The sequence below is a fragment of the Microcoleus sp. B5-D4 genome (genome assembly GCF_036705145.1).
In the GTDB taxonomy this organism is placed as follows: Bacteria; Cyanobacteriota; Cyanobacteriia; order Cyanobacteriales; family Microcoleaceae; genus Microcoleus.
In genome coordinates this window covers 1-20,319 of sequence record NZ_JAUBTV010000110.1, presented here as the reverse complement: position 1 = coordinate 20,319, position 20,319 = coordinate 1, and the positions used below count along the sequence as shown (strand labels likewise).

Annotated in this window: 27 protein-coding genes and 2 pseudogenes; 6 read left to right on the top strand and 23 right to left on the bottom strand. The window is 44.0% G+C overall.

Going from position 1 to position 20,319, the window contains the following annotated elements; translation table 11 throughout:
• Positions 1 to 236: 236 nt before the first annotated feature.
• From QUB10_RS30795 to QUB10_RS30740, 12 genes are all read right to left on the bottom strand, one after another.
• Positions 237 to 830, bottom strand: coding sequence for a CPBP family intramembrane glutamic endopeptidase (locus tag QUB10_RS30795; RefSeq protein ID WP_333206961.1), 594 nt, complete (start codon positions 828 to 830; stop codon positions 237 to 239).
• A 46-nt stretch (positions 831 to 876) separates the two neighbouring features.
• Positions 877 to 1,944 carry a DUF3326 domain-containing protein gene (locus tag QUB10_RS30790; RefSeq protein ID WP_333206960.1) on the bottom strand — a complete coding sequence of 356 codons (1,068 nt, stop codon included), beginning with the start codon at positions 1,942 to 1,944 and terminating at the stop codon, positions 877 to 879.
• Positions 1,941 to 2,132, bottom strand: a complete 192-nt coding sequence (locus QUB10_RS30785) for a hypothetical protein (RefSeq protein ID WP_333054545.1) — start codon at positions 2,130 to 2,132, stop codon at positions 1,941 to 1,943. The genes QUB10_RS30790 and QUB10_RS30785 overlap by 4 nt, the downstream gene beginning before the upstream one ends.
• A 57-nt stretch (positions 2,133 to 2,189) precedes the next feature.
• The gene (locus tag QUB10_RS30780) at positions 2,190 to 2,507 is read right to left on the bottom strand and encodes a 2Fe-2S iron-sulfur cluster-binding protein (RefSeq protein WP_333102813.1); all 318 of its coding nucleotides are present in this window, start codon (positions 2,505 to 2,507) and stop codon (positions 2,190 to 2,192) included.
• A gap of 244 nt (positions 2,508 to 2,751) precedes the next feature.
• On the bottom strand, positions 2,752 to 3,297 hold the full coding sequence (locus QUB10_RS30775; RefSeq protein ID WP_333206959.1) for a Uma2 family endonuclease: 546 nt from the start codon (positions 3,295 to 3,297) through the stop codon (positions 2,752 to 2,754).
• Between the two features lie 265 nt (positions 3,298 to 3,562).
• Positions 3,563 to 4,744 (bottom strand): GTPase, encoded by a 1,182-nt coding sequence (locus tag QUB10_RS30770; protein ID WP_333206958.1) that lies wholly within the window; start codon positions 4,742 to 4,744, stop codon positions 3,563 to 3,565.
• A 159-nt stretch (positions 4,745 to 4,903) separates the two neighbouring features.
• Positions 4,904 to 5,401 carry a DUF29 domain-containing protein gene (locus QUB10_RS30765; protein ID WP_333206957.1) on the bottom strand — a complete coding sequence of 166 codons (498 nt, stop codon included), beginning with the start codon at positions 5,399 to 5,401 and terminating at the stop codon, positions 4,904 to 4,906.
• A gap of 212 nt (positions 5,402 to 5,613) precedes the next feature.
• On the bottom strand, positions 5,614 to 6,153 hold the full coding sequence (locus QUB10_RS30760; protein ID WP_333206956.1) for a Uma2 family endonuclease: 540 nt from the start codon (positions 6,151 to 6,153) through the stop codon (positions 5,614 to 5,616).
• A 55-nt stretch (positions 6,154 to 6,208) separates the two neighbouring features.
• Entirely contained in the window at positions 6,209 to 6,592 is a 384-nt protein-coding gene (locus QUB10_RS30755) for a hypothetical protein (protein ID WP_333206955.1), read from the bottom strand.
• Between the two features lie 11 nt (positions 6,593 to 6,603).
• Complete coding sequence (locus tag QUB10_RS30750) at positions 6,604 to 7,041, bottom strand: CdiA C-terminal domain-containing protein (RefSeq protein WP_333206954.1); 438 nt, start codon at positions 7,039 to 7,041, stop codon at positions 6,604 to 6,606.
• A 476-nt stretch (positions 7,042 to 7,517) separates the two neighbouring features.
• Positions 7,518 to 8,726: a hypothetical protein gene (locus QUB10_RS30745; RefSeq protein WP_333206953.1), complete on the bottom strand. Its 1,209-nt coding sequence runs from the start codon at positions 8,724 to 8,726 to the stop codon at positions 7,518 to 7,520.
• Positions 8,727 to 9,178: 452 nt separating this feature from the next.
• Positions 9,179 to 9,622 (bottom strand): hypothetical protein, encoded by a 444-nt coding sequence (locus QUB10_RS30740; RefSeq protein WP_333206952.1) that lies wholly within the window; start codon positions 9,620 to 9,622, stop codon positions 9,179 to 9,181.
• A 191-nt stretch (positions 9,623 to 9,813) separates the two neighbouring features.
• On the opposite strand from QUB10_RS30740, the gene QUB10_RS30735 reads away from it, so the two are divergent.
• Together QUB10_RS30735 and QUB10_RS30730 are read left to right on the top strand one after the other, a co-directional pair.
• Entirely contained in the window at positions 9,814 to 10,026 is a 213-nt protein-coding gene (locus QUB10_RS30735) for a helix-turn-helix domain-containing protein (RefSeq protein ID WP_006631112.1), read from the top strand.
• A 56-nt stretch (positions 10,027 to 10,082) separates the two neighbouring features.
• Positions 10,083 to 10,295, top strand: a complete 213-nt coding sequence (locus tag QUB10_RS30730; RefSeq protein ID WP_190735550.1) for a helix-turn-helix domain-containing protein — start codon at positions 10,083 to 10,085, stop codon at positions 10,293 to 10,295.
• A 38-nt stretch (positions 10,296 to 10,333) separates the two neighbouring features.
• On the opposite strand, the gene QUB10_RS30725 is transcribed toward QUB10_RS30730, so the two are convergent.
• Entirely contained in the window at positions 10,334 to 10,702 is a 369-nt protein-coding gene (locus QUB10_RS30725) for a hypothetical protein (protein ID WP_333206951.1), read from the bottom strand.
• Between the two features lie 261 nt (positions 10,703 to 10,963).
• Between QUB10_RS30725 and QUB10_RS30720 the strand changes: the two are divergent.
• Together QUB10_RS30720 and QUB10_RS30715 are read left to right on the top strand one after the other, a co-directional pair.
• Positions 10,964 to 11,047: pseudogene (locus QUB10_RS30720) on the top strand (hypothetical protein); the annotation flags it as partial.
• Positions 11,028 to 11,330 carry a DUF2442 domain-containing protein gene (locus QUB10_RS30715; RefSeq protein ID WP_333206950.1) on the top strand — a complete coding sequence of 101 codons (303 nt, stop codon included), beginning with the start codon at positions 11,028 to 11,030 and terminating at the stop codon, positions 11,328 to 11,330. The pseudogene QUB10_RS30720 and the gene QUB10_RS30715, both read left to right, overlap by 20 nt.
• Positions 11,331 to 11,474: 144 nt before the next feature.
• Here the strand turns inward: QUB10_RS30715 and QUB10_RS30710 are convergent, their stop codons facing one another.
• From QUB10_RS30710 to QUB10_RS30670, 9 genes are all read right to left on the bottom strand, one after another.
• The gene (locus QUB10_RS30710) at positions 11,475 to 12,428 is read right to left on the bottom strand and encodes a F0F1 ATP synthase subunit gamma (protein WP_333102797.1); all 954 of its coding nucleotides are present in this window, start codon (positions 12,426 to 12,428) and stop codon (positions 11,475 to 11,477) included.
• A gap of 377 nt (positions 12,429 to 12,805) precedes the next feature.
• Positions 12,806 to 14,323 (bottom strand): F0F1 ATP synthase subunit alpha, encoded by a 1,518-nt coding sequence (atpA, locus tag QUB10_RS30705; RefSeq protein WP_333102796.1) that lies wholly within the window; start codon positions 14,321 to 14,323, stop codon positions 12,806 to 12,808.
• Positions 14,324 to 14,434: 111 nt separating this feature from the next.
• The gene (gene atpH, locus QUB10_RS30700; RefSeq protein WP_333102795.1) at positions 14,435 to 14,980 is read right to left on the bottom strand and encodes an ATP synthase F1 subunit delta; all 546 of its coding nucleotides are present in this window, start codon (positions 14,978 to 14,980) and stop codon (positions 14,435 to 14,437) included.
• A 3-nt stretch (positions 14,981 to 14,983) separates the two neighbouring features.
• The gene (locus QUB10_RS30695; RefSeq protein WP_190657386.1) at positions 14,984 to 15,511 is read right to left on the bottom strand and encodes a F0F1 ATP synthase subunit B; all 528 of its coding nucleotides are present in this window, start codon (positions 15,509 to 15,511) and stop codon (positions 14,984 to 14,986) included.
• 87 nt (positions 15,512 to 15,598) lie between these two features.
• Positions 15,599 to 16,084, bottom strand: coding sequence for a F0F1 ATP synthase subunit B' (locus tag QUB10_RS30690; protein WP_333054530.1), 486 nt, complete (start codon positions 16,082 to 16,084; stop codon positions 15,599 to 15,601).
• 97 nt (positions 16,085 to 16,181) lie between these two features.
• Complete coding sequence (gene atpE / locus QUB10_RS30685; protein ID WP_242717122.1) at positions 16,182 to 16,427, bottom strand: ATP synthase F0 subunit C; 246 nt, start codon at positions 16,425 to 16,427, stop codon at positions 16,182 to 16,184.
• 128 nt (positions 16,428 to 16,555) lie between these two features.
• Positions 16,556 to 17,314 carry a F0F1 ATP synthase subunit A gene (atpB, locus tag QUB10_RS30680; protein ID WP_242717111.1) on the bottom strand — a complete coding sequence of 253 codons (759 nt, stop codon included), beginning with the start codon at positions 17,312 to 17,314 and terminating at the stop codon, positions 16,556 to 16,558.
• A 55-nt stretch (positions 17,315 to 17,369) separates the two neighbouring features.
• A complete protein-coding gene (locus tag QUB10_RS30675; RefSeq protein WP_333037348.1) occupies positions 17,370 to 17,831 on the bottom strand; it encodes an ATP synthase subunit I in 462 nt (153 codons plus the stop codon).
• 330 nt (positions 17,832 to 18,161) lie between these two features.
• Positions 18,162 to 18,611, bottom strand: a complete 450-nt coding sequence (locus QUB10_RS30670; RefSeq protein ID WP_333206949.1) for a nitrate reductase associated protein — start codon at positions 18,609 to 18,611, stop codon at positions 18,162 to 18,164.
• Between the two features lie 176 nt (positions 18,612 to 18,787).
• Between QUB10_RS30670 and moaA the strand changes: the two genes are divergently transcribed.
• Together moaA and QUB10_RS30660 are read left to right on the top strand one after the other, a co-directional pair.
• Positions 18,788 to 19,777, top strand: coding sequence for a GTP 3',8-cyclase MoaA (gene moaA, locus QUB10_RS30665; protein ID WP_333206948.1), 990 nt, complete (start codon positions 18,788 to 18,790; stop codon positions 19,775 to 19,777).
• 94 nt (positions 19,778 to 19,871) lie between these two features.
• The gene (locus QUB10_RS30660) at positions 19,872 to 20,171 is read left to right on the top strand and encodes a hypothetical protein (protein WP_333206947.1); all 300 of its coding nucleotides are present in this window, start codon (positions 19,872 to 19,874) and stop codon (positions 20,169 to 20,171) included.
• Here the strand turns inward: QUB10_RS30660 and QUB10_RS30655 are convergent.
• A pseudogene (locus QUB10_RS30655) lies at positions 20,172 to 20,319 on the bottom strand (IS630-like element ISAcma34 family transposase); the annotation flags it as partial.

Genomic DNA, 20,319 nt, shown 5'->3' with positions numbered 1-20,319 from the left:
GTCCCGCCCGTCCTTTTTGGACGGGCGGGACGCCCATCCCACAAACTTGTGGAAGTTATTTAATTCTCATTCCTAAGCAGAGATACGGGTGAACCCGCCCCTACAAAATTTACGTTTATTGACTCGGTATCACGTTAAATAGACATAATTACCGTAGGGGCGGGTTCACCCATGTCTCCAATCCAGTGAGAGATTCATTAAACCCGCCCCTACCTCGATATTGTAGTGCGATCGAGCTAACGCTTCACGAGATTGTGTTCCCACTTCCAAACACAGCTAGAAATCAAATTTGTGCAGATATGAGCCGTAATTGGCACTAACAAATTCCCAGTAGCTAAAACACTGTAACCCAACAGCAATCCGACAGCCGTTGCCCAAACAGCATAAGGCCACTGATCCATGCCTCCCAAGTGCAGAATACCGAAACAAAAACTCGATAAAACTAAACCGGTAACATTCAATCCCAAAGCAGCCAGCATCACGCCTCGAAATAGCAATTCTTCGCTAAGTCCCGGCAGCAGTCCCAGCCAAATTAAATCAGGCCAAAACAAAGGTTTGAGCACTACTTCCAAGTAAACATCCGCACTCCGGCGATAACCCGGCCAGAGTTGATAAACGATCGCACTACCGCCTGTAATTGCCAGTCCGAGCGCAAATCCTTTGAGCAAGTCGATTCCTATCAATTTGACTGGCAAAAGCGATACCGATCCAAATAGCAACCACAATTTAGCAACCGCCAGCAACATAATTGCTGTCACGCCCATTGCTACTAAAACTTGGGTGCGCGTCAAGGGTTCAATTTCAGGATTTCCGGGAAGTTTTTCTGCCACTTAATCACTTTTAGATTTGAGGTTTGAGATTTGAGATTTGTTGGGTTTAGTCAGATAAACAACGCAGGGAGGAGATGTCTGCACCCAAGGAAGCTGGACTGATGCCGGCTCGCAAAGCGACCAAAACTCCGATCGCCTCTAAATATGAGTTTACCTGCAAAGCTTTGATTCCGAGTTTTTCTGGAGTCGCCTGCATCTGGGTTTTGTTGTCCCCCACAGCGATGATTTGTACGGACGATCGCGCACTCAAACTCAGAATAGCACTGCCGCCGCAGGCTGTGGCGGGTATCACTACCGCATCGACTCGATCGGCGGTAATTGATAATTGATTGTGCTGCTGGCTTTCTGGCGCTACCAATTGAGGAGCTTTGCTGAGTCCGGCAAGCACACAAGGTAGGAAAGTATAGCCGATTTCCTCAGCAGCCGATCGCGGGGACAGGTGGGGATCGAGGGGAAGCGCAGACAGGGCGGGGGCGTGGGCGCAGGGGATTTTAAACGTCCTGACGATGAGGTGGCTGATCACAGCTTCCGCGCCGGCGAGGGGGTCAACTCCTTTGCCGCGGCGGTAGTTTTCGAGGGCGAGGCTGCCTTCATCGTCGGGAAATCTGGCCACAACTGCGATCGCCTCTACTCTTGCTTGTGTGATTAATTTTTCTGCAGCGCGCAATAAACTGTCGGGATTGCCGATCGTCCCCCAGGATGCCCCGGATTCGGAAATACGCAATTCTACTTGCAGGGGGCGATCGGTTAAAACCCAATCGGTTATATTCAAACCCAATGTAGCTCTCGCTGCATCAGCCGCTTGCAAGTGGCGCAACTGCAAGTCTGGTTCAATGCCGGCATCGAGGATTAAGCCGATGCGATTTTGATGTACCGGTTGCAGACCCCAGCATCCGGCAGCAAATTTGTCAAGGGCGTAACCTTCAACGTAGAGAGCGTTAGGTATGGGCCAATAAAGTTGAGCGCCGTTGAGGACGTTGGGGTGAGTGATCAGGGTGTCTGAAATTTGGGCGATCGCCCTAGCCACCGGCAGCGCATCTCCTGCAAACCCCCCGATCGAGGCTCCAACGCCTGTGGGGACTATCAAAACCACTGTCAAAGGGCGGGGGTTCACGGTGTTGCGGGGGATGCTTCCACGAGCACGTAGCCTTCTACCACAGCCTTTTGCCGATCGACATCCACGTCTGTGACTGCCCAGCGCAGGGGTTCGCCGTGCTTTTGCAGTTCAATTTCAATAGCCGAGTGCAGTTGCTCGGCGGTATCGTGGAGGTCAACTTCTGCGGAAATGAAATGGGTGGTCATAGGGCGATCCATAGTGGTTTTACCGCTAACGGTACTTAGGTCAATTTTAGCTTAGTCCTAGGATTTACCGAATTGGCGATCGTACACAATGTCTTCTTTTTCGGTTTCTATCTTCAAGTTCGATCGGGGATAAGCAACACACAGCAACACATAACCTTCTGCCTGAAGTTCGGGACTAACGCCCATGCCATCAACTTGATCGACTTGACCCTCAATAATTTTAGCAGCGCAAGTAGTACAAACCCCCGCATTGCAAGAACTCGGCAACTCAATGCCGGCGGCGTTGGCGGCGCGGAGAATTTGTTTATCTTCGGGTACTTCTACGGTATAGGTAGTGCCTTGGTGGATCAATTCAACAGTGTAAGTCTTAGACATATATCAATTATTGGTTTTAATTCCCCAATTGGAATTTACGCTAGATTTGCAAACAAAGCAATGAGTATTTTACCGCTGTTTGTGCTTTTGTGCAATTTTACAACGGCATTTTTTATTGATAATTTTTTTTATTAATTGGCTGGGGCGATCGAGTGGCATTTTGTCAATGACTTTTTCACAAATTATTACAAACCTCACGGCGGAACTGTGCCACAAAGCACTTATACCTAATTAATCTTTGCCTTCAAGCCAACAACTCATCAACCGCAAGACTAAAACCCGGCAGCACTAGCTGAGTGCTGACGGTAGAACCCAAGTTAAAAGTTAACTTTTGAGTTTCAGTCATTATCATTATCCAGCGACTTTCTGGAAAAACAATCCAAACTTCCAGACAACCCGACTCTAAATACTCTTGTGCTTTCAGAAAAATCTCTTCCGCAATATCAGTAGGAGAAACTATTTCAGCAATTAACGGCGGACTTTGAGGCAAAGTAGGAACATCACCATATTGTGAGACTAATTCAGGAGTCAGATAAGCTACATCAGGACGGCGCACTCGCCTGTCAGTACGGCAAGGAACTTCTGTATACACTTCGCCGCCTTGTCCGCTAGAATCTTTGTAATTTCCCCAAGCACGATCTAGTCTAGATTGGATTCGACTGTGTTTTACTGTCATGCCATTTTTCTCCGAGATTTGCCCGTCCACCCATTCCATATCATCGGCGGGACAGGCTATAAAGTCTTCTAGAGAAACATTTTCTGATAAAACGGCAGCCATTACCATAGCCATTTACTCCCTTTTGCAGAATTCACTCATATTGTAGCAATCAATGGGTAATGGGTAATTGGGAATTAGGAATTGGAACTGAGATATTGCACCATTTTCAGCAACAGGCTTTCCGGCCTGTTCCACAAGAAAATCTATATCTTTGTGGAACAGGCCGGAAAGCCTGTTCATAAAAGGCTTATTGAGAATGGTGCAATATCTCAGTTGGAGTAAAAAAATAACCTATGCCCTATGCCCTATGCCCCATGCCCCATGCCCCATGCCCAATTTACTCAATATTAATTTGATTGGGTGGTTTAGGTTGATCCGGTTTGTCGTCCTTCAAAGTTTTACGCCCCGAACTAGCATAATCCTTATAAAAATCCACAAACATCTTTGTCAACTGCTGCAAAGAAAGTTGTTCACCATTAATTTGAGCTTTCATATAAGCTTTAAGCACTTCAATGTAAGCCAAACCGAGGGCAAGCGTGAGAGTTGCTGCGGTTGCACCGGAGATAGCACCGCCGACAACAGTACCCGCACCAGGAATCATTTTAATCAAATTAGTAACAATACTTCTGCCGATAGCAGTAACCCCGCCAGCGCCGCTAATAGCAGATAGCATCGCCGAAATAAAGCCCTTATCAAAGGGCATTCCAAAAATCACAGTAATATTAGCAATCATTGCCGTTTGCATCGTCATCAAAATCGGCGCATCAGCAAACGGTACAGGAGTCGCACCGACAATTGCAGAACCTGCAACATAAGCACTTAGATATTTAAATGCCATATCTGATTTGAGCGCAATATTAGCAATTTGTTCTTTAACAAAAGCTTTTTTAGCTACTTCCGGCAGCAGTTGAAAAGTTGCATCTACTAACTTGTCTAAACCGTGAGATTTTACTGTATAATCATGATCAATTTCTTCCGGTTCAGCCATGACGGGGATAATTTGACTGACTGGCAAGTTCATGTGTTCCAGTTGCTTGAAAAACTCGCTGGGCTTTTTAGATGTCGTCTGAGTCAAAACTAAAATCACTGGTACATCTTTGACTTCCATTTCTTTTAGCCAGCTTTCCTCCACAGATTCTATTCTATTGGCGCTGTGATTGATGCAGTACCAGATGACGTGAATGTGGTCTTTGGGGTGCAGGAGTCTTTGGTCTTCAATTAGTTTAGCAACGTTTAATTGAATAACTTTAATTTGTTCGGCGTTAAGTTCGAGTCCGGGAGTATCGTAGACGGTAATTGGGCAATTCGGTTTTGTATATTGGCGAATGCCTTGAGTTATGGGGCGGCCGACTCCGGTTTCTGCTAAGCGTTGGCGAAAAACGGAATTTATTAGGGTACTTTTGCCGACGCCGGTTTTGCCGATGACTAAAACATTGCACTGTCCCACTTGGTTTTCTGCCTCTTTGAAGGCGTAGTAACTTCTATTTAAAAGCTCGTCTAAGGAAAAGTCGTCTGACATGGCGGTTTGCTCCGAGAATAGTGGAATATTAAGGATTAAATAGCACCGAATAGAATTCGGAGGCTCTACAAACCAAGTCCGAGCTGAGGGGGACAGGGGAGTATTAAATATATTGTAGCAATTTGATTTCAGAACCACTGGAAAGGATATCTGATTCAATTATTCAATATTTTCAGGATTTTCAGGCTGCTCGCTGTCAGGCGGTAAAAAATCAGGATTAAGAACTTCTTCTCCAGTAAATGGAGACTCTGGGGGGAATATCGCAATAGATAAACCTGTTTCATCTGCGGCTAATTCCCTAGCATCTTGATAAGATTCATTAAAAATCTCTTCAAAAAAACGATATAAACTTGGACTGGTTTTGAAGGCATCTCGGATGCGTTTACGATGTTCGCGAATGGTGTACACCCAACTATTTGTTCGTTTTTCTGGCTGATATTTATATTTAAGTAAGTGCATTAAAAGTACCCTTGAATTACTTTTTAAAGCATTCTTATCGCTTCTCCCCATACTTTCTAGTTCCTCTAGTAAGTTCTCTAAATCTATTTCAGAAAACTTTCCCTCTTTTAATAAGTTAATTGTTGTCTGTAACCACAGATAAAAATCCCGTTCATAAAGAGATGTTATTGCAGTTGTTATTGATTGGATAGTTGTCATTTTGTTTGACTCCCTTTCTTGGTCATAAACCTAAGAATATTGTAGTAGTAGGTTGCGTAGCCCTTCGACGGAGTTTATCCTGAGCGTAGTCGAAGGGCTCAGGAACCGCGACAGCGAACCCTCCGCTAAATGCTCCGCCCAACAAATCCCAGAAAGTGTTGGGTTTCGTAAACTCAACCCAACCTACTGAGTTTCGGATTTCATAATTTAGTTTAACCTAGCAATCCATCGACATCAATGCTAAAACCGATCAGGATTTGTTGGGTGCTGGCGGTATCGCCGGATCTAAATGTCAATATTTGATTTTGAGTCATCACAAATACTAAATGACTTTCGGGAAAAACTAGCCAAACTTCCTGACAGCTAGATTCTAAATATTCCTGTGCTTTGAGAAAGACATCTTCAGCAATATCGGTGGGTGAAACTATTTCGGCAACTAAAGGGAAACTTTGGGGTAAAGTGGCAAGATTGCCAAATTGTGCAACTAATTCGGGTGTGAGATAGGCGACATCGGGGCGGCGAATTTGTCGGTTAGTGCGGCAAGGAACCTCGACATAAGCTTCTCCTCCTTGTCCGCTAGAATCTTTGTAATCTCCCCAGTAACGACTTAGCCTTGACTGAATTTTACCCGTCTTTAGTGTCATGCCATTTTTCTCCACAAGTTTGCCATCTACCAATTCCATGTTGTCTGGCGGCTCGGTGATGAACTCTTCTAAAGTAAAATTATCCTGTACAGCAGTAGCAGTGACCATAGTTATTTCCTCGCTTTAACAAATCGGTTTCAGAACTTGCCTGTATGATGTTCGATCAAACCTTCACCAATGGCGCAAACTCCTCTAACTTCACTTGTAAGTCATCCACCAGCATTAAACGATACCTTTCGGTAGTTTTCAACTTGTGGAGAACATAACTAGCAAACTCATCTCGCCACTTTTTTCTATCAAGTTCATTCGAGATGTTCAGCGCTCTGATTGATAGGTTGTAAGGGTATTCTTCAAAGTTGAGCTCTTTATCATTTTCAAAATCATGCTTTCCTACTGTAAGAGTAATTGTTGAGTTGCGAAACTCATACCAGTTGTCAGTACCATCAGAAAAAAGCTCAAATTTTATAGCCAATATAAACTCTAATTCTTTGACTAACTGTTCGATTTCCTGCGGAAAGTCTAGAAAAATATCTAATGTGCGAGACATAAAAACCTCCTTTATTGAAACTCAGTAAAAGTGATGTCATAGCTATCGCCAATAATTCGGACGCTATCAATTTTCCCGCGTGTAATATTTTTGGCCCTCTGCAAACCTCGTTCAGCCTCAGCCTCTATCAACCCAGACACCCTAGCATCTATAATTATATCCCTAGCCTGTCCGCCTCGTCTAATCGAGTTGTTGATCTGATTTTTTACTGTCGCGCTTGTAGCACCGGCATCTAGACTTTTGAATTCAGTGAATTTTCCATCTACCTCAGCATCGGGATTTCTACCTCCATCGGTTTTTTCCACCAAGGCTTTAACATTTTTTCCCTCTCTTTCTAGAAATTCTGCAATCGCTCTTTCGGTTTCACCAAAAGCTCTTTCTGATTCATCAATACTGCCACAATTAGCCGAATTTTGCTCAGGGGTTTGGTTAGTCCCGTTATTCACCATTTTTGGTTATTTAAAATTTTGGTGAATTATCGCACATTATGAGCCAAGTCACTTGAGAAAAAGAACCGGGTTTCTCACTTAGTCAATACAATGATTCCTCTTCCATCAGGTTCTACTAAGCTGTTACGCATTTAAATTGAAAATTCGGGACAGGCTAGAAGCCCGTCCCACAAGAGTTTTATGGATTTTTGACACACAGTTTAAATGTAAAACAGCTTATTACTCTAATACTAACACTATCTCTAGTTCCTTCAATCTGCCATCTTACAGGCTTACCAGCAAAGAAGTTACTTAAACTTTTAGCAAATACTTAAGATGAGTATAAACTCTGAAACAATAAATTCTCTTTGATTTTCTGACAATTAATGGCACTTTTGCAAGTAGCCTGCTATTACTATTATGGCCGGTAAAGACGATGATTTTATCCCATAACCATTGTAAAATTAAGTTGGTATTGAGAACACAATGATGGCACATTAAATGGATTGACGGAGTAATTCTAGCTCTTTCTTCATTAAAGTGGGATCGCCAATTTCTAATATTCTGTCAATAATTTCTAATTGCGTCTTCTTCTTACCTTTTTCTATCCATTTTTGATATTTCGGATCGGCGAGCATTTTCTGATATTCCTGATATTCATTAACTTCTTCTTCAAAATCCTTTAGAATTTCATAAGGTAATTCCTCCATATCCTTAGCATCAGATATTATTTTATACTTTTCATTCGCAAGAATTTCATCAATATCCTCAGAACGCTTATAAATTACGTTTTCTCTAAATCTTACAAAACATCCTTCTGTGTTTTCTTGATCGGAAAGGTAAGGCATGATTTCAACAATTCGGAATTCCTCGTTTTTTGTTAAAAATAAGAGACATAAAGAACCTTCGCGAAAATCCTCTTTCGCTTGCTCTAGAGTTGTGGGTGACGAGTGGAAACAATCTATATTCTCCTTATCATTAGCGAGATTAGTTGCCTTGTCATTAAGAGCAATATCAGTAATGACACCTAGTTCAATGAATTTACCATCTAGTGGTGTGCTGGTTATCGGTGCTTGATCTTTACGAGGGTGTTTTTTATCATATTTTATTTCATACTCCCTAATTATTTCTGGACTCCACCGAGGCAAGTGACTATATTTATTTTTCAAATGCTCAATCAATTTGTTTGTTAAATTTAAGTTTTGGATACTAATACATAATTCTCCCTTACCTTTAAGACCTGTCTGAGTTAGATTAGATGACCCTATGATCGAAAAACCTATATTAGAGCTTTTTGCTTTCATACTACTACCTAAAAAACAATAGGCTTTGATATGAAAATTATCCTTACTATGAGATTCATCATCAATTATACGAGATTTATAATCAATAATTTCCGGGCAGATAAAATCAACATTGTTCGTCTGGATTTTCTGGGAGGTTGATAAACTTAATATTTTTTGAATATCACTAGGCTTATTAAAATCATCCTTTGTTCCGATAGCAATCATAACTTCCGTATTTTTATTTAAAGAAGGGTGTACAAGAATTTTTTCTATTTGATCCACCCCATCATTAGTAACAAAAGCAGAAAATAAATAAATTTTATCCCAAGAGTATTCCTCACAGTTTAATAAAAAATGTATTGTATTTTCCAAGCTGTTTTGAGGGTCTTGCAAAATCACAAATCTTTTAAAAACAATCATTGTAAATACCTCCAATTAATTAATATAAAACTTTTTAGGTAAGATGTAAACCACAATTTGATTATCTTCCCTAAAACTGCGCGATCGCACCTAATAAAGTTGACTAAAAACATAATCACCCAACTCAATCAAAGCCTACTTCGACTCCGACGGCGGGAACCCCACCAAACGCATAACCGCAGACTGAGCGGACTTAGCCTGTAATTCCCGCGATCGCCTGGGATGTTTGAAAGGTTACTCATGGGCTTAACAAGGGATAGAGAGGGAAACGCATGGAGAAATTATAACTGTTGCAGTCGAGCTTGAACCAATTTTTGAATATTTGTGGCAGAGATCGGATTTATGAGAGTTACGCACAGCAAAGAAACCGGGTTTTTCACTTAGTTAAAGGCTGGGATGCCGTATTTTCGCAAAAAAACCCGGTTTCTAATCACCCGTGTTTTAGTCATAATTTAAAAATGTTCCAGCAGAGATTTCTCTTGTGCATAAACCTTTCGCAGCGACTCCACGGCTATTGATCGCAACATAAACTTAATCACCCCCACCAATTCCCCCCACTCAAACAATTCAACAACAGAAACAGCTTTCTGAAATCTCGCCGCATAAAAATCCACCCAAAAATCCGGCGCGTGTCTCTCCTTCTGACTCGCTATCCGGCGCTTCCAATAACCAAAATCTAAACCAGAGGGCGATTCCACTCCCAAAACTGGCGGAAAGTCGGCATAACTGACAAACCGACTCATGCCTTTGGCGTGCACGTACAGGATATGCGCCCAGCACTCGAAGCGATATATTTGTTCTACCTTGATTTTCAGCAGCCGCGCGATCGCCTCTTTCGTCACAAACCGGCTCAATCTGTGTCTGGGGGTTGATTTTGGTCGAAAGCTTGCTAACATGGTTGATACATCCCACTTGATGGGAATTTTCAATGGTTGATACATCCCACTTGATGGGAATTTCAGATGGTTAATAAATCCCAGTTGATGGGATTTGAACTTTGATAAGCGATCGTCTTTAAGTTTTCCAGACGTTGGGGCGATCGCTTTTTACGATAAAATTATCCTAAACTAAATCTAGTTTTCTGTCAATGGGTTTAATTAGATTGCGGGTTAAAGAATTTGCTGCTGAGAAAGGCTGGACGATCAAAGAGGTTTCTGAGCGATCGGGAGTCATTTACAGCACACTCACCACCTATTCACGTTCTCCGGGAATGGCAATGGTTGATTTTACTTGTCTGCTGAAGTTGGCACGTACTTTTGACGTGATGGTGGAAGATTTGGTTGAGGTCGTCAAAGAGTAGTCGATCGCTTTTTGGGATAAAACTATCCGATGATGGTACACCATCATTTGTCAAATATGGGTTTAGTCAGGTTAAAAGTCAGAGAACTAGCTAGCGAGAAAGGCTGGACGCTGAAAGAAGTTTCAGAACGATCGGGAGTAATTTACAGCACCGTCAGACACTACGCCCGCTGTCCGGGAGTGTCAACCATTGACTTTATTTCTATACACAAATTGGCTCGCACCTTTGATGTAATGATTGAAGACTTGGTGGAAATTGTGCAGGAGTGAGCGATCGCTTTTACAGACTAATTATCCAGTCAATAATATTACTCGACAGTTGCTAGCATCTGATTGACAGACTCGCTTTGTTGTAGCGCTTCCCAATCAGATGTAACAGGTTGGTAAGAACAGTAACACACCACAATTCGCTCCTCAGTATCAGAAGCAGAAAACTGCTGAACGCGAGTAACTACCCAATCTCCATCTTTCCCGTGGGTGACTCCATTACCGGGGTCAGATAGATTTTCATAATCGCGGGTTTTGTCCCCTACTTGAGGAATTTCTGGGTTTTCTTCCCAAGTCCAATTTTCCCAAAGTATATTAGTGAGACCGCCCCTCGGCATAAGCTGACGTTCTTCCCAGCCCGGAGCACTCATGCTTTCGGTTTTGTAGACAATCCAGATTTTTTTTGCCATTTTTTTAAAGACGATCGCACAATCGCGTTCAATACTTCGACTATATCAGAGATGAAAGCTCGTGCATCGGTTAAAATAGAGAAGTCAGTTTGTGATTAATAAGTCTGAATGCCTACGTTACTCCGAGTCGGCCCATACCGTTTCTTCTGCTATGCGGGCGATCGGGATGAACCACCCCACGTTCACGTTGAGCGCGATCGATAAGAAGCTAAGTTTTGGCTTAGTCCAGTTCGCCTTGAAAATAATAAAGGCTTCAATCGTACAGAAATCAATGGCATTCAGAAACTTGTTGAAGAACATCAACAGCAGTTATTAGCAGGTTGGAATGACTTCTTTAATGGTTGAGTTGCTAGAAATCCCCCAAGCACAAAACGTAGTCCTTACAGACGACGCGCTAACAGTCGATCTATCCGATGGTCGTACTATTTCTGTTCCTTTAGCTTGGTATCCTCGGCTATTGCATAGCACACCAAACGAACGCAATAATTGGCGATTTATTGGTGGAAATGATGGAATCCACTGGCCTGATATTGACGAAGATATTAGCATCAAAAATATTATTCTCGGTAAACCATCTGGAGAAAGTCAGAAGTCATTTCAGCGGTGGTTAGAAGAACGCGGGAAATAACAACTCCGCCTTCAATCTCCTTCTTAGTCTCTTAGAGAGGGACTTCGTTTGTGTAAAAGCAGTTTTAACCGCCGAATTATTTAAAAAAAGCGCCTGAGTTCCCCCAGACGCATAGCATAAAATCAACAAATTGTCAACCCTAACCTAACCATTCAAAGCCTCAGCACCGCCGCAAACTTCCAGGATTTCCTGAGTAATTGCCGCTTGCCGCGCCTTGTTATAAGTCAGTGTCAAACTACCGATCAAATCGCTAGCATTCTCACTAGCATTATTCATCGCCGTCATCCGCGCAGCCAACTCGCTAGCAGCAGACTCTTGCAAAGCCCGCAGCAATTGGTTGTTCAAATACAATGGCAAAAGAGCATCCAGAATTTGCGCCGGATCTTGCTCGAAAATCATGTCGCGGGGCAAACTCTTCTTAGTAGGTGCAGCAACCTTTTCGCGCGATACTTGAAACTCTCCGCCTTTCGTCGTCAAGCGGAAGATTTCATCGTCTTGCACTTCAAAACCTTGGGGGTCGAGGGGCAGCAAAGTTTGAATTACCGGACGCGAACTAATTAGCGATACAAACTTGGTGTAAATTAGCTCAACTCTGTCCACAGTTCCTGACAGGAACAAAGAAAGCAATTCGTCAGCAATTTGTGCCGCTTCCGGTGCTGTGGGAATTTGTTCTAAGTTAGCGTAAGTAGCATCAATCGGCTGTTCGCGGCGCTGGAAATACTGAGTAGCTTTGCGTCCTACCAACACGTATTTGTAGTCTAAGCCTTCAGCTTTGATTTCCTTAGCGCGATTTTCGGCGTATCTGATGATGTTGCTGTTGTAGCCGCCGCACAAACCCCGATCGCCCGAAACTACCAACAGTCCCACCGATCGCACTTCGCGTTTTTTCAGCAGCGGCAAATCCAGGTTTTCAAACTGCAAGCGTTCCGCCAAACCGTACAATACCTCTGCCAGTCGATCGGCAAAAGGCCGAGTAGCAGTCACCTGTTCTTGAGCGCGGCGCACCTTTGCAGCGGCCACCAAGCGCATTGCTTCTGTAATCTTTTTAGTGTTCTTGACCGACTTAATGCGATCGCGAATAGTTTTCAGATTTGCCATAACTTTCTCCTTTTTTCTTAGCTTTTATTCTGAGTTTTTAGTTCCCAGTCATCAATTTTTAAGCTTAGCTACGGTAGGGATACGGCACCGTGTCCTTCTTCGTGTCAACTTAAGACCGAAACCACCTGTCTCTCTCGTTTTTTTCAAAGTCTCGATCCCCCTAAATCCCCCTTAAGAAGGGGGACTTTGAGTGCTTCTAATCTCCCCCCTTAAGAAGGGGAATTTTGAACGCTCTTGTCCCCCCCTTATTAAGGGGGGCTAGGGGGGATCTGTGACTTAACTGGGGACTTTGAACGCTCTTGTCCCCCCCTTATTAAGGGGGGCTAGGGGGGATCTGTGACTTAACTAATGACTAATGACTGATGACTAATGACTAATTACGCAGAAACTAAGAAACTTTGCTTGTATTCAGTGATGCCTTCTTTCAGCAGCTTCTCAGCTTCATCAGTCAAAGCTTTTCCGCCTTGAACAATTTCGCCGTACTTCGGCTTGCTAGTCCGCAAATAGTCGCGCAAACCAACAGTAAACTTGCTGACTTTTTCCACAGGAATGTCATCCATATAGCCGTTAATACCGGCATAGATTATAGCCACTTGTTCGTTCATTGGCAGAGGCGAACTTTGGTCCTGTTTCAACAGTTCCCGCAAGCGTTGACCGCGCGACAATTGATTCTGAGTAGCTTTATCCAAGTCAGAAGCAAACTGAGAAAATGCTGCCAGTTCTTCAAACTGCGCCAATTCCAATTTCACCTTACCGGCTACTTTTTTCATTGCTTTAGTTTGAGCCGCTGAACCTACCCGCGATACAGAAATACCGGGGTTTACTGCGGGACGCAAACCAGAGTTAAACAAGTCAGAAGAAAGGAAGATTTGACCGTCTGTAATCGAAATTACGTTCGTCGGAATGTAAGCAGAAACGTCACCAGCTTGGGTTTCGATAATTGGCAAAGCAGTCATGCTGCCTTCGCCCAAATCGTCGCTCAATTTAGCAGCGCGTTCTAGCAAGCGAGAGTGCAGGTAAAACACGTCTCCGGGATAAGCTTCGCGACCGGGAGGACGGCGCAGCAACAAGGACATTTGGCGGTAAGCTTGTGCTTGTTTGGAAAGGTCATCGTAAATGACCAAAGTGTGCTTGCCTTTGTACATGAAATACTCGGCTAAGCTAGCACCTGTGTAGGGAGCCAAGTATTGCAGGGTTGCGGGGTCACTAGCGTTGGCTGCTACTACGATCGTGTAGTCCATCGCGCCCTTTTCTTGCAGGACGTTGACGATGTTAGCTACTGTAGAAGCTTTTTGACCGATCGCCACGTAAACGCAGATCACGTTTTCCGATTTTTGGTTGATGATTGTGTCGATCGCGATCGCAGTTTTACCGGTTTGTCTGTCACCGATAATCAGTTCCCGCTGTCCTCTTCCCACCGGAATCATCGCATCAATAGCGGTAATTCCTGTTTGCATGGGTTCGTAAACAGAACGGCGAGAAACAATCCCCGGTGCCGGAGATTCAATCAAGCGAGATTCAGTAGTTTTAATTTCTCCTTTGCCGTCAATCGGACGGGCCAAAGCATCAACTACCCGTCCCAACATTGCTTCACCAACGGGGACTTCAGCAATTCTGCCAGTAGCAGTAACTGCCGAACCTTCTTGAATGCCGAGGCCTTGGCCCATCAACACTGCACCGACGTTATCTTGTTCGAGGTTCAGTGCAATGCCCACGGTGCCGTCGGCAAATTCTAGCAATTCTCCAGACATGGCTTTATCCAAGCCATAAATCCGGGCAATGCCGTCGCCTACTTGCAGAACAGTACCGACGTTAGAGACTTTTACGTCTTGGTCGTACTGTTCAATTTGCTGGCGAATAATGCTGCTAATTTCGTCAGGTCTGATTGCTGCCATGTCAGTTGTTTTTTGTCAGTTGTTTGTTGTCAGTTGTCAGTTATCAGTTGTTCAAAACTACCAACCGTTAACTGCTAATTAAATTAGCTAATAGTCATCAGCTATTAACTCTCAGGAATTCAAGCGAATTCCTAGACGGCGCAATTGTCCCCGCAGGCTGGCATCAATTACTTGAGAGCCTACTTTGATTACCACACCGCCGATTAAATCTGCGTCTATTTTGGTTTCAATTTCTACGCTTCTAGCGCTGGTCATCGCCTGCACTTTCTCGCGAACAGTCTGCTGTTGAGCGTCTGAAAGCGGGACTGCCGATGTAACTTCAGCCAATACTGTTTGGTTTAGTTCTCGGAGCCTTGCCAAGTATTGTTTGCCAATTCCTTCTAAAAAAAGAATTCTTCCTTTGTCTACTAATAGCTTCAGAAAGCTGTGCATCAAGGGGCTCATTTCTTCACCCGCTATTTGCTGAATCACGGCTTTTTTAGCATCCGGTTTTACCAGCGGATTGGCTAAAAATTGACGCAAATCTTCCGAACCTTCTAGCAGGCTCAGCAAGGAACGAATATCTTCGCCGAACTTCTCTGAGAGATTGTTGGACTGAGCCAGTGACATCAAGGCAGATGCGTAAGGCTGTAAGACTTCTGTGCTGACTGTACTCACGTTTTAGCCTCCCAGTAACGCAATGCTGCGATCGATTAATTGGTGTTGAGCGCCGTCGTCCAAGCTAGTTTTTAGCTGGCTTTCCACCTTTGCTAATGCCAGAGATACAACCGCCGATCGCAGTTGGGCGATCGCTCTTTCCCGCTCCGCTTCCAACTCTTGACCTGCTGTTGCTCTCATCCGTTCAACGTCTTGCGCTGCCTGAGCTAGAATTGCTTCTTTTGCTTTCTTGGCAGTTTCTTCAGCAGCGGCACGAATTCGTTCTGCTTCTGCTTGCGCTTGAGTCAATTTTTGCTGTTGCTCTGCTAGAGCTGCTGCTGCATCTTTTTGGCGTTTTTCTGCATCTTGAATCGCCTCTTGGATGGCCGAACGCCTCTCTGTCAGGATTTTACCTACAAATCCGCGCCCGAAATAAAACAGCACTGCAATAATAATGACCAGGTTAATCAGGTTGGTTTCTAAAATATCGAAATTTAAACCGAAACCACCTTCGCCGCTAGCTTCTGTGGCTAGCAATAAAACAGTCCCCATGATACTCTTCCATAATTGCGCGTGCAGATTGGGTGAAGCTATTTTAGATTTGAGATTCTATCAAAAATCTAAAACTCTTCGGTCTCGCTATTTGGCCAGCGACTGCCCTAATAGCTTTTCGAGAATTTGGCCGCTGAGCGCGTCTACTTGTTGTTCTAGTGAGCGCATTGCTTCTTGCTTTTGCTGCTCTATTTCTTGCCCAGCCTTTTCTCGCGCGACTTGAGCTTCTTGTTGAGCCTCAGCTACTTTTGCTGCCCCAATTTTTTGGGCATCAGCTTGAGCAGCAGCAATTACTGATTGAGACTGTTTGCGAGTTTCTCCCAGTTTTTGCTCGTACTGCTGCGCTAGTTGCTGAGCTTTTGCCAAGCGTTCTTTGGCGGAGACTTGAGTGTTGCGAATGTAATCGGCGCGATCGTCAATTGACTTGCTGAGCGGCTTGTAAAAAATTACATTCAAGACTGCGACTAGAATTAAAAACTGCACCGCCATCAGAGGCAGCGTAGCATCTATATCAAACAGTCCCCCTTCCTTAGCAGCTTCTTCAACTGCTAGTAATACTGTCCAGTGCATCATGATTTTTTGACGGCTTCTATCTAATTCGCTTAATCGAATTTAGACTTGAGATTTTGGATTAGAATCGCCAAAACCTCAAATCTAAAATTTCAAATTATTATGCGAAGGGGTTGGCAAACAATAGCACTAGGGCTACGACCAAACCGTAAATTGTCAGCGCTTCCATGAACGCCAAACTCAACAGCAATGTGCCGCGAATTTTACCTTCTGCTTCAGGCTGACGGGCAATCCCTTCTACAGCCTGACCTGCTGCATTTCCTTGACCGATGCCAGGGCCGATTGCGGCTAAACCTACTGCCAAAGCGGCGGCAATTACGGAAGCGGCAGCAACTGTTGAGTCCATGATGATTTTCCTTATCTAAAGTACAAAATTGAGAACAGAAAGTCTAGAGAATTGTCCGATTTAACGGGAGTAAGTTTGAGTTCAGAAATTTTCTTTTTCCTCCTTCATTCTTCGCCGTTTATCGTTAGTTAATCGTGGTGTTCTTCGCCGTGACCGCCTTCTAGAGCTTCACCTATGTAGGCGGCGGCTAAGGTAGCAAAAATCAAAGCTTGAATTGCACTCGTAAATAGTCCCAGAACCATCACTGGCAGAGGAACAAATAAAGGCACTAGCAAGACTAGCACTCCGACCACCAATTCGTCCGCAAGAATGTTGCCAAACAAACGGAAACTTAGGGACAGAGGCTTAGTGAAATCTTCTATGATTTTGAACGGCAACATGAAAGGCACCGGTTCAACATAGTGGGCGAAATACCCCAAGCCGCTTTTGCTGAGACCTGCATAAAAATATGCTAGAGAAGTCAGCAGTGCAAATGCTACCGTCGTGTTGATGTCAGCGGTAGGAGCTCCCAATTCGCCTGATGGCAGCTTAATCAGCTTCCAAGGAATTAGAGCGCCAGACCAGTTTGACACAAAGATGAACAGAAATAATGTACCAATAAACGGTACCCAAGGGCGATATTCTTTTTCCCCAATTTGGTTTTTAGCCAAGTCCCGAATAAATTCCAGCGCATACTCCATAAAATTTTGCATTCCGCTGGGAATTCGCTGGATTTTGCTGGTTCCTAAAATCGAAACTACGACTAAAACAGCAATTACAAACCACGAGGTTAGAAAAACCTGTCCATGAACTTTCAGATTGCCGAGTTGCCAGTACAACTGCTGGCCAACTTCCAATTTGGCGAGGGGGAAACGATTAAAGGTGTTTAGAACGTCAAGCATTGCCATTCAACGGGCTTCCCCATACAAATCGATGAGTTGAGTTTTGCTCTTCTTACCTGACTTACCTGTAATCTAGTGCTAATGCACTTCGGATCACGTAAACCATCAGCGCAGCTTTGTAAGTCAGAAATCCCAAAAATATCGGTAAAATCTGTAGCTGATTCCACTGTGTTCCTACTATCATCACCGCGAAAAACAGACCGAGCCTTGTCTTGCTGATGCGTTGATTTTGGCTGCCGATTCGTTCAACGTCTCTAGCCAACATCTTTAAGTAAACCACACCTGTGACCGCCCCAAGCAAATAATTCAGGGCAATGTTGAGGGAGTAAAAAATCCAAACGGAGATAAAAATAATCGCCGTAAAAGCAAGGGTGTACGCCAACAACTCTTGTTGGAGGCGATAAAAGTCTTGCATGGGATTCGTTGTCTCGGACGAGACTGTCGAGACTGTCGAGACTGTGCCAGCTTGAGGAATATCCTCGGTTGCTGGTGTGGGTTCGGTGGGTGTGTTTTGCGTGTTCACGAAGCTCAGAAACTAATGCAGGTAGCAGGCGAGTGCTTTGCAAACTCAGAAAAATCATACCACGCGGCGGTAACAATACTTAAAATAAAATTAATCATATTTTCGGAATTTGGTGTCTGGCGCTTCGGAAACCTCAACCCGTTAAATGTCTGATCGACCTTACCCTACCTCTCCCACCGCCACACTGCACTTTATTACACATTGTTCTGTCACTTCTCACTAAGTAAGCCTCACTTAGTGAGAAGTGAGAAAGGCCGATCGCCCGAATCGATGAGGTAACTCTCCCTTGTCTGCCTCTGCGCGCTACAAGAGTTAATTCTAAATTCGATCTCATTCAATAACCTTAAACTCTTGAAGCGCCGGGAGAAAGTTTTTATTCTCGTGGCTCGATCGACTAAGCTTAATCAATGCAAATCGCTGTAGAGGCTGCAAACTCCCCCACTGTGCCAAAGTAATTGTCACGCCGAGCTCTTGCGCTTTTGCAGAAACAGACTCTGGTAGAGTTGCAGCATCCATCCACGGGGGATTTTCATCAACCGCCAAATCAGTTCCCGGTTTGCCTGTCTGTTGAATTAATATTTGATTTAGCTTTTCTCGGTAATCTGGAATTTCTGCACTTGTCGAGCAAGGTTTCTCTACAAGGATTTGACGTTCTGCTTGAGTAAAGTGATTCCAATCCTGCAACTTTAATTTAATGCCGCAAGTATCTAACTTGAGACGTACCTGCATCGGAATACAGCGCAGGGCTTCTACAAAGTCAGCTTCAAATTCAAAGAACATAAATATACAAATTTGTGAATGAGATTTTTTTTATTAACCGCAGAGGGCGCAGAGGGCGCAGAGTAAGAGAGGATGGGGAAGGTGAAAAGAATTTGATGCAGGTTTATTGCTCTTTATCAATAATTGCAGAAAATCGAGTCAGCATTTATAATTAAATAATATTACAAACTATTGACATGGATACCGTAGACTACCTTCGGATTAGCTTGATAGACCGCTGCAACTTCCGCTGTCTCTACTGTATGCCGGAAGGTAGCGAGTTGGACTATGTATTGCAGCAGCAGTTGTTAACTCACTCGGAATTGCTAACTCTGCTGCGCGAAGTTTTTATACCCGTGGGATTTACTAAGTTTCGCTTGACGGGTGGGGAACCGCTGCTGCGGCCTGGGGTGGTGGAATTGGTAAGGTCGATCGCCTCGATGCCCCAAACGCGAGATTTGTCAATGACAACTAATGGCTTTTTGTTGGCGGGAATGGCGGAAAATCTCTACAATGCTGGTTTGCGCCGGATTAATATTAGTTTGGATTCGCTGGAACCGGAGACTTTTGATAAGATAATTGGTAGTCGCGGACGATCGCGGTGGACGCAGGTTTGGGAAGGAATTCAAGCGGCTTATCAAGCTGGATTCGACCCGCTGAAACTGAATGTTGTGGTAATTCCCGGTGTGAATGACAGCGAAATATTGGATTTAGCGGCGTTAACAATTAACCGGAATTGGCACGTTCGTTTTATTGAGTTTATGCCGATCGGGAATGGGGATTTATTTGGCGATAAGGGTTGGGTAGCTTCGGCAGAATTGCGGCAACAAATTAGCGACAAATACGGGTTAGCCGAGTCGGGAGTGCGCGGAAATGGGCCGGCGGATGTGTTTCAAATTCCGGGGGCGAAGGGCACTTTAGGATTTATCAGCCAAATGTCGGAGTGTTTTTGCGATCGCTGCAACCGGATGCGTTTGTCTGCTGACGGGTGGCTGCGGCCTTGTCTGCTGAACGAAACTGGTCAAGTTGACTTAAAAACTGCTTTACGGAATGGGGTGTCTACAGGCGAATTGCGCGATCGAGTGCGGCAGATATTGAATATTAAACCGGAGATTAATTTCAAGCAGCGAGATTCTGGAACTACTCAAGGAAACTACAGCCGCACCATGTCTCAAATCGGTGGCTGATATCAATTCCGATTTTAGTATTCCCTCGATATTCTCTCCCCCTCTCTGTAATCTCTGCGTTCTCTGTGGTTAATTATAAATCAGGTTTTTAACGATGAACACCATCTCGATCGCCATTTCAGACCGGCTGATGCTGAAGCTACAAAAAGTTGCTGCCCAGATGAATGTATCCATCGAAGAATTAGTCTTGATGAACATTGAAAGCTCGATCGCGCAACGAGAAAATCCCGCAGCAAATACCGATCGAGATATTTGCAATCAAAATGCTGAAATTGCGATCGAGGTAATTGACAAATTTTATACTCTTGCTACGGAATGGCAGAGTGAAGTTGCGGGAATGTCTTCGACAGCTCAAATGTCTCAGCATCCTGCATATCAAGAAATTATTAAGTAGTTAAGCAAAATTAATTACATAATTATCTCCAAATTCTTTAAGAATTCTTTCGACAGATGAAACAAGAGATTGCCAGCTAGAGTAGGCATCTATTTCGAGCCATTGATATTTGATAAACCGCCACAAAATCTCAATTAAATTCAATTCA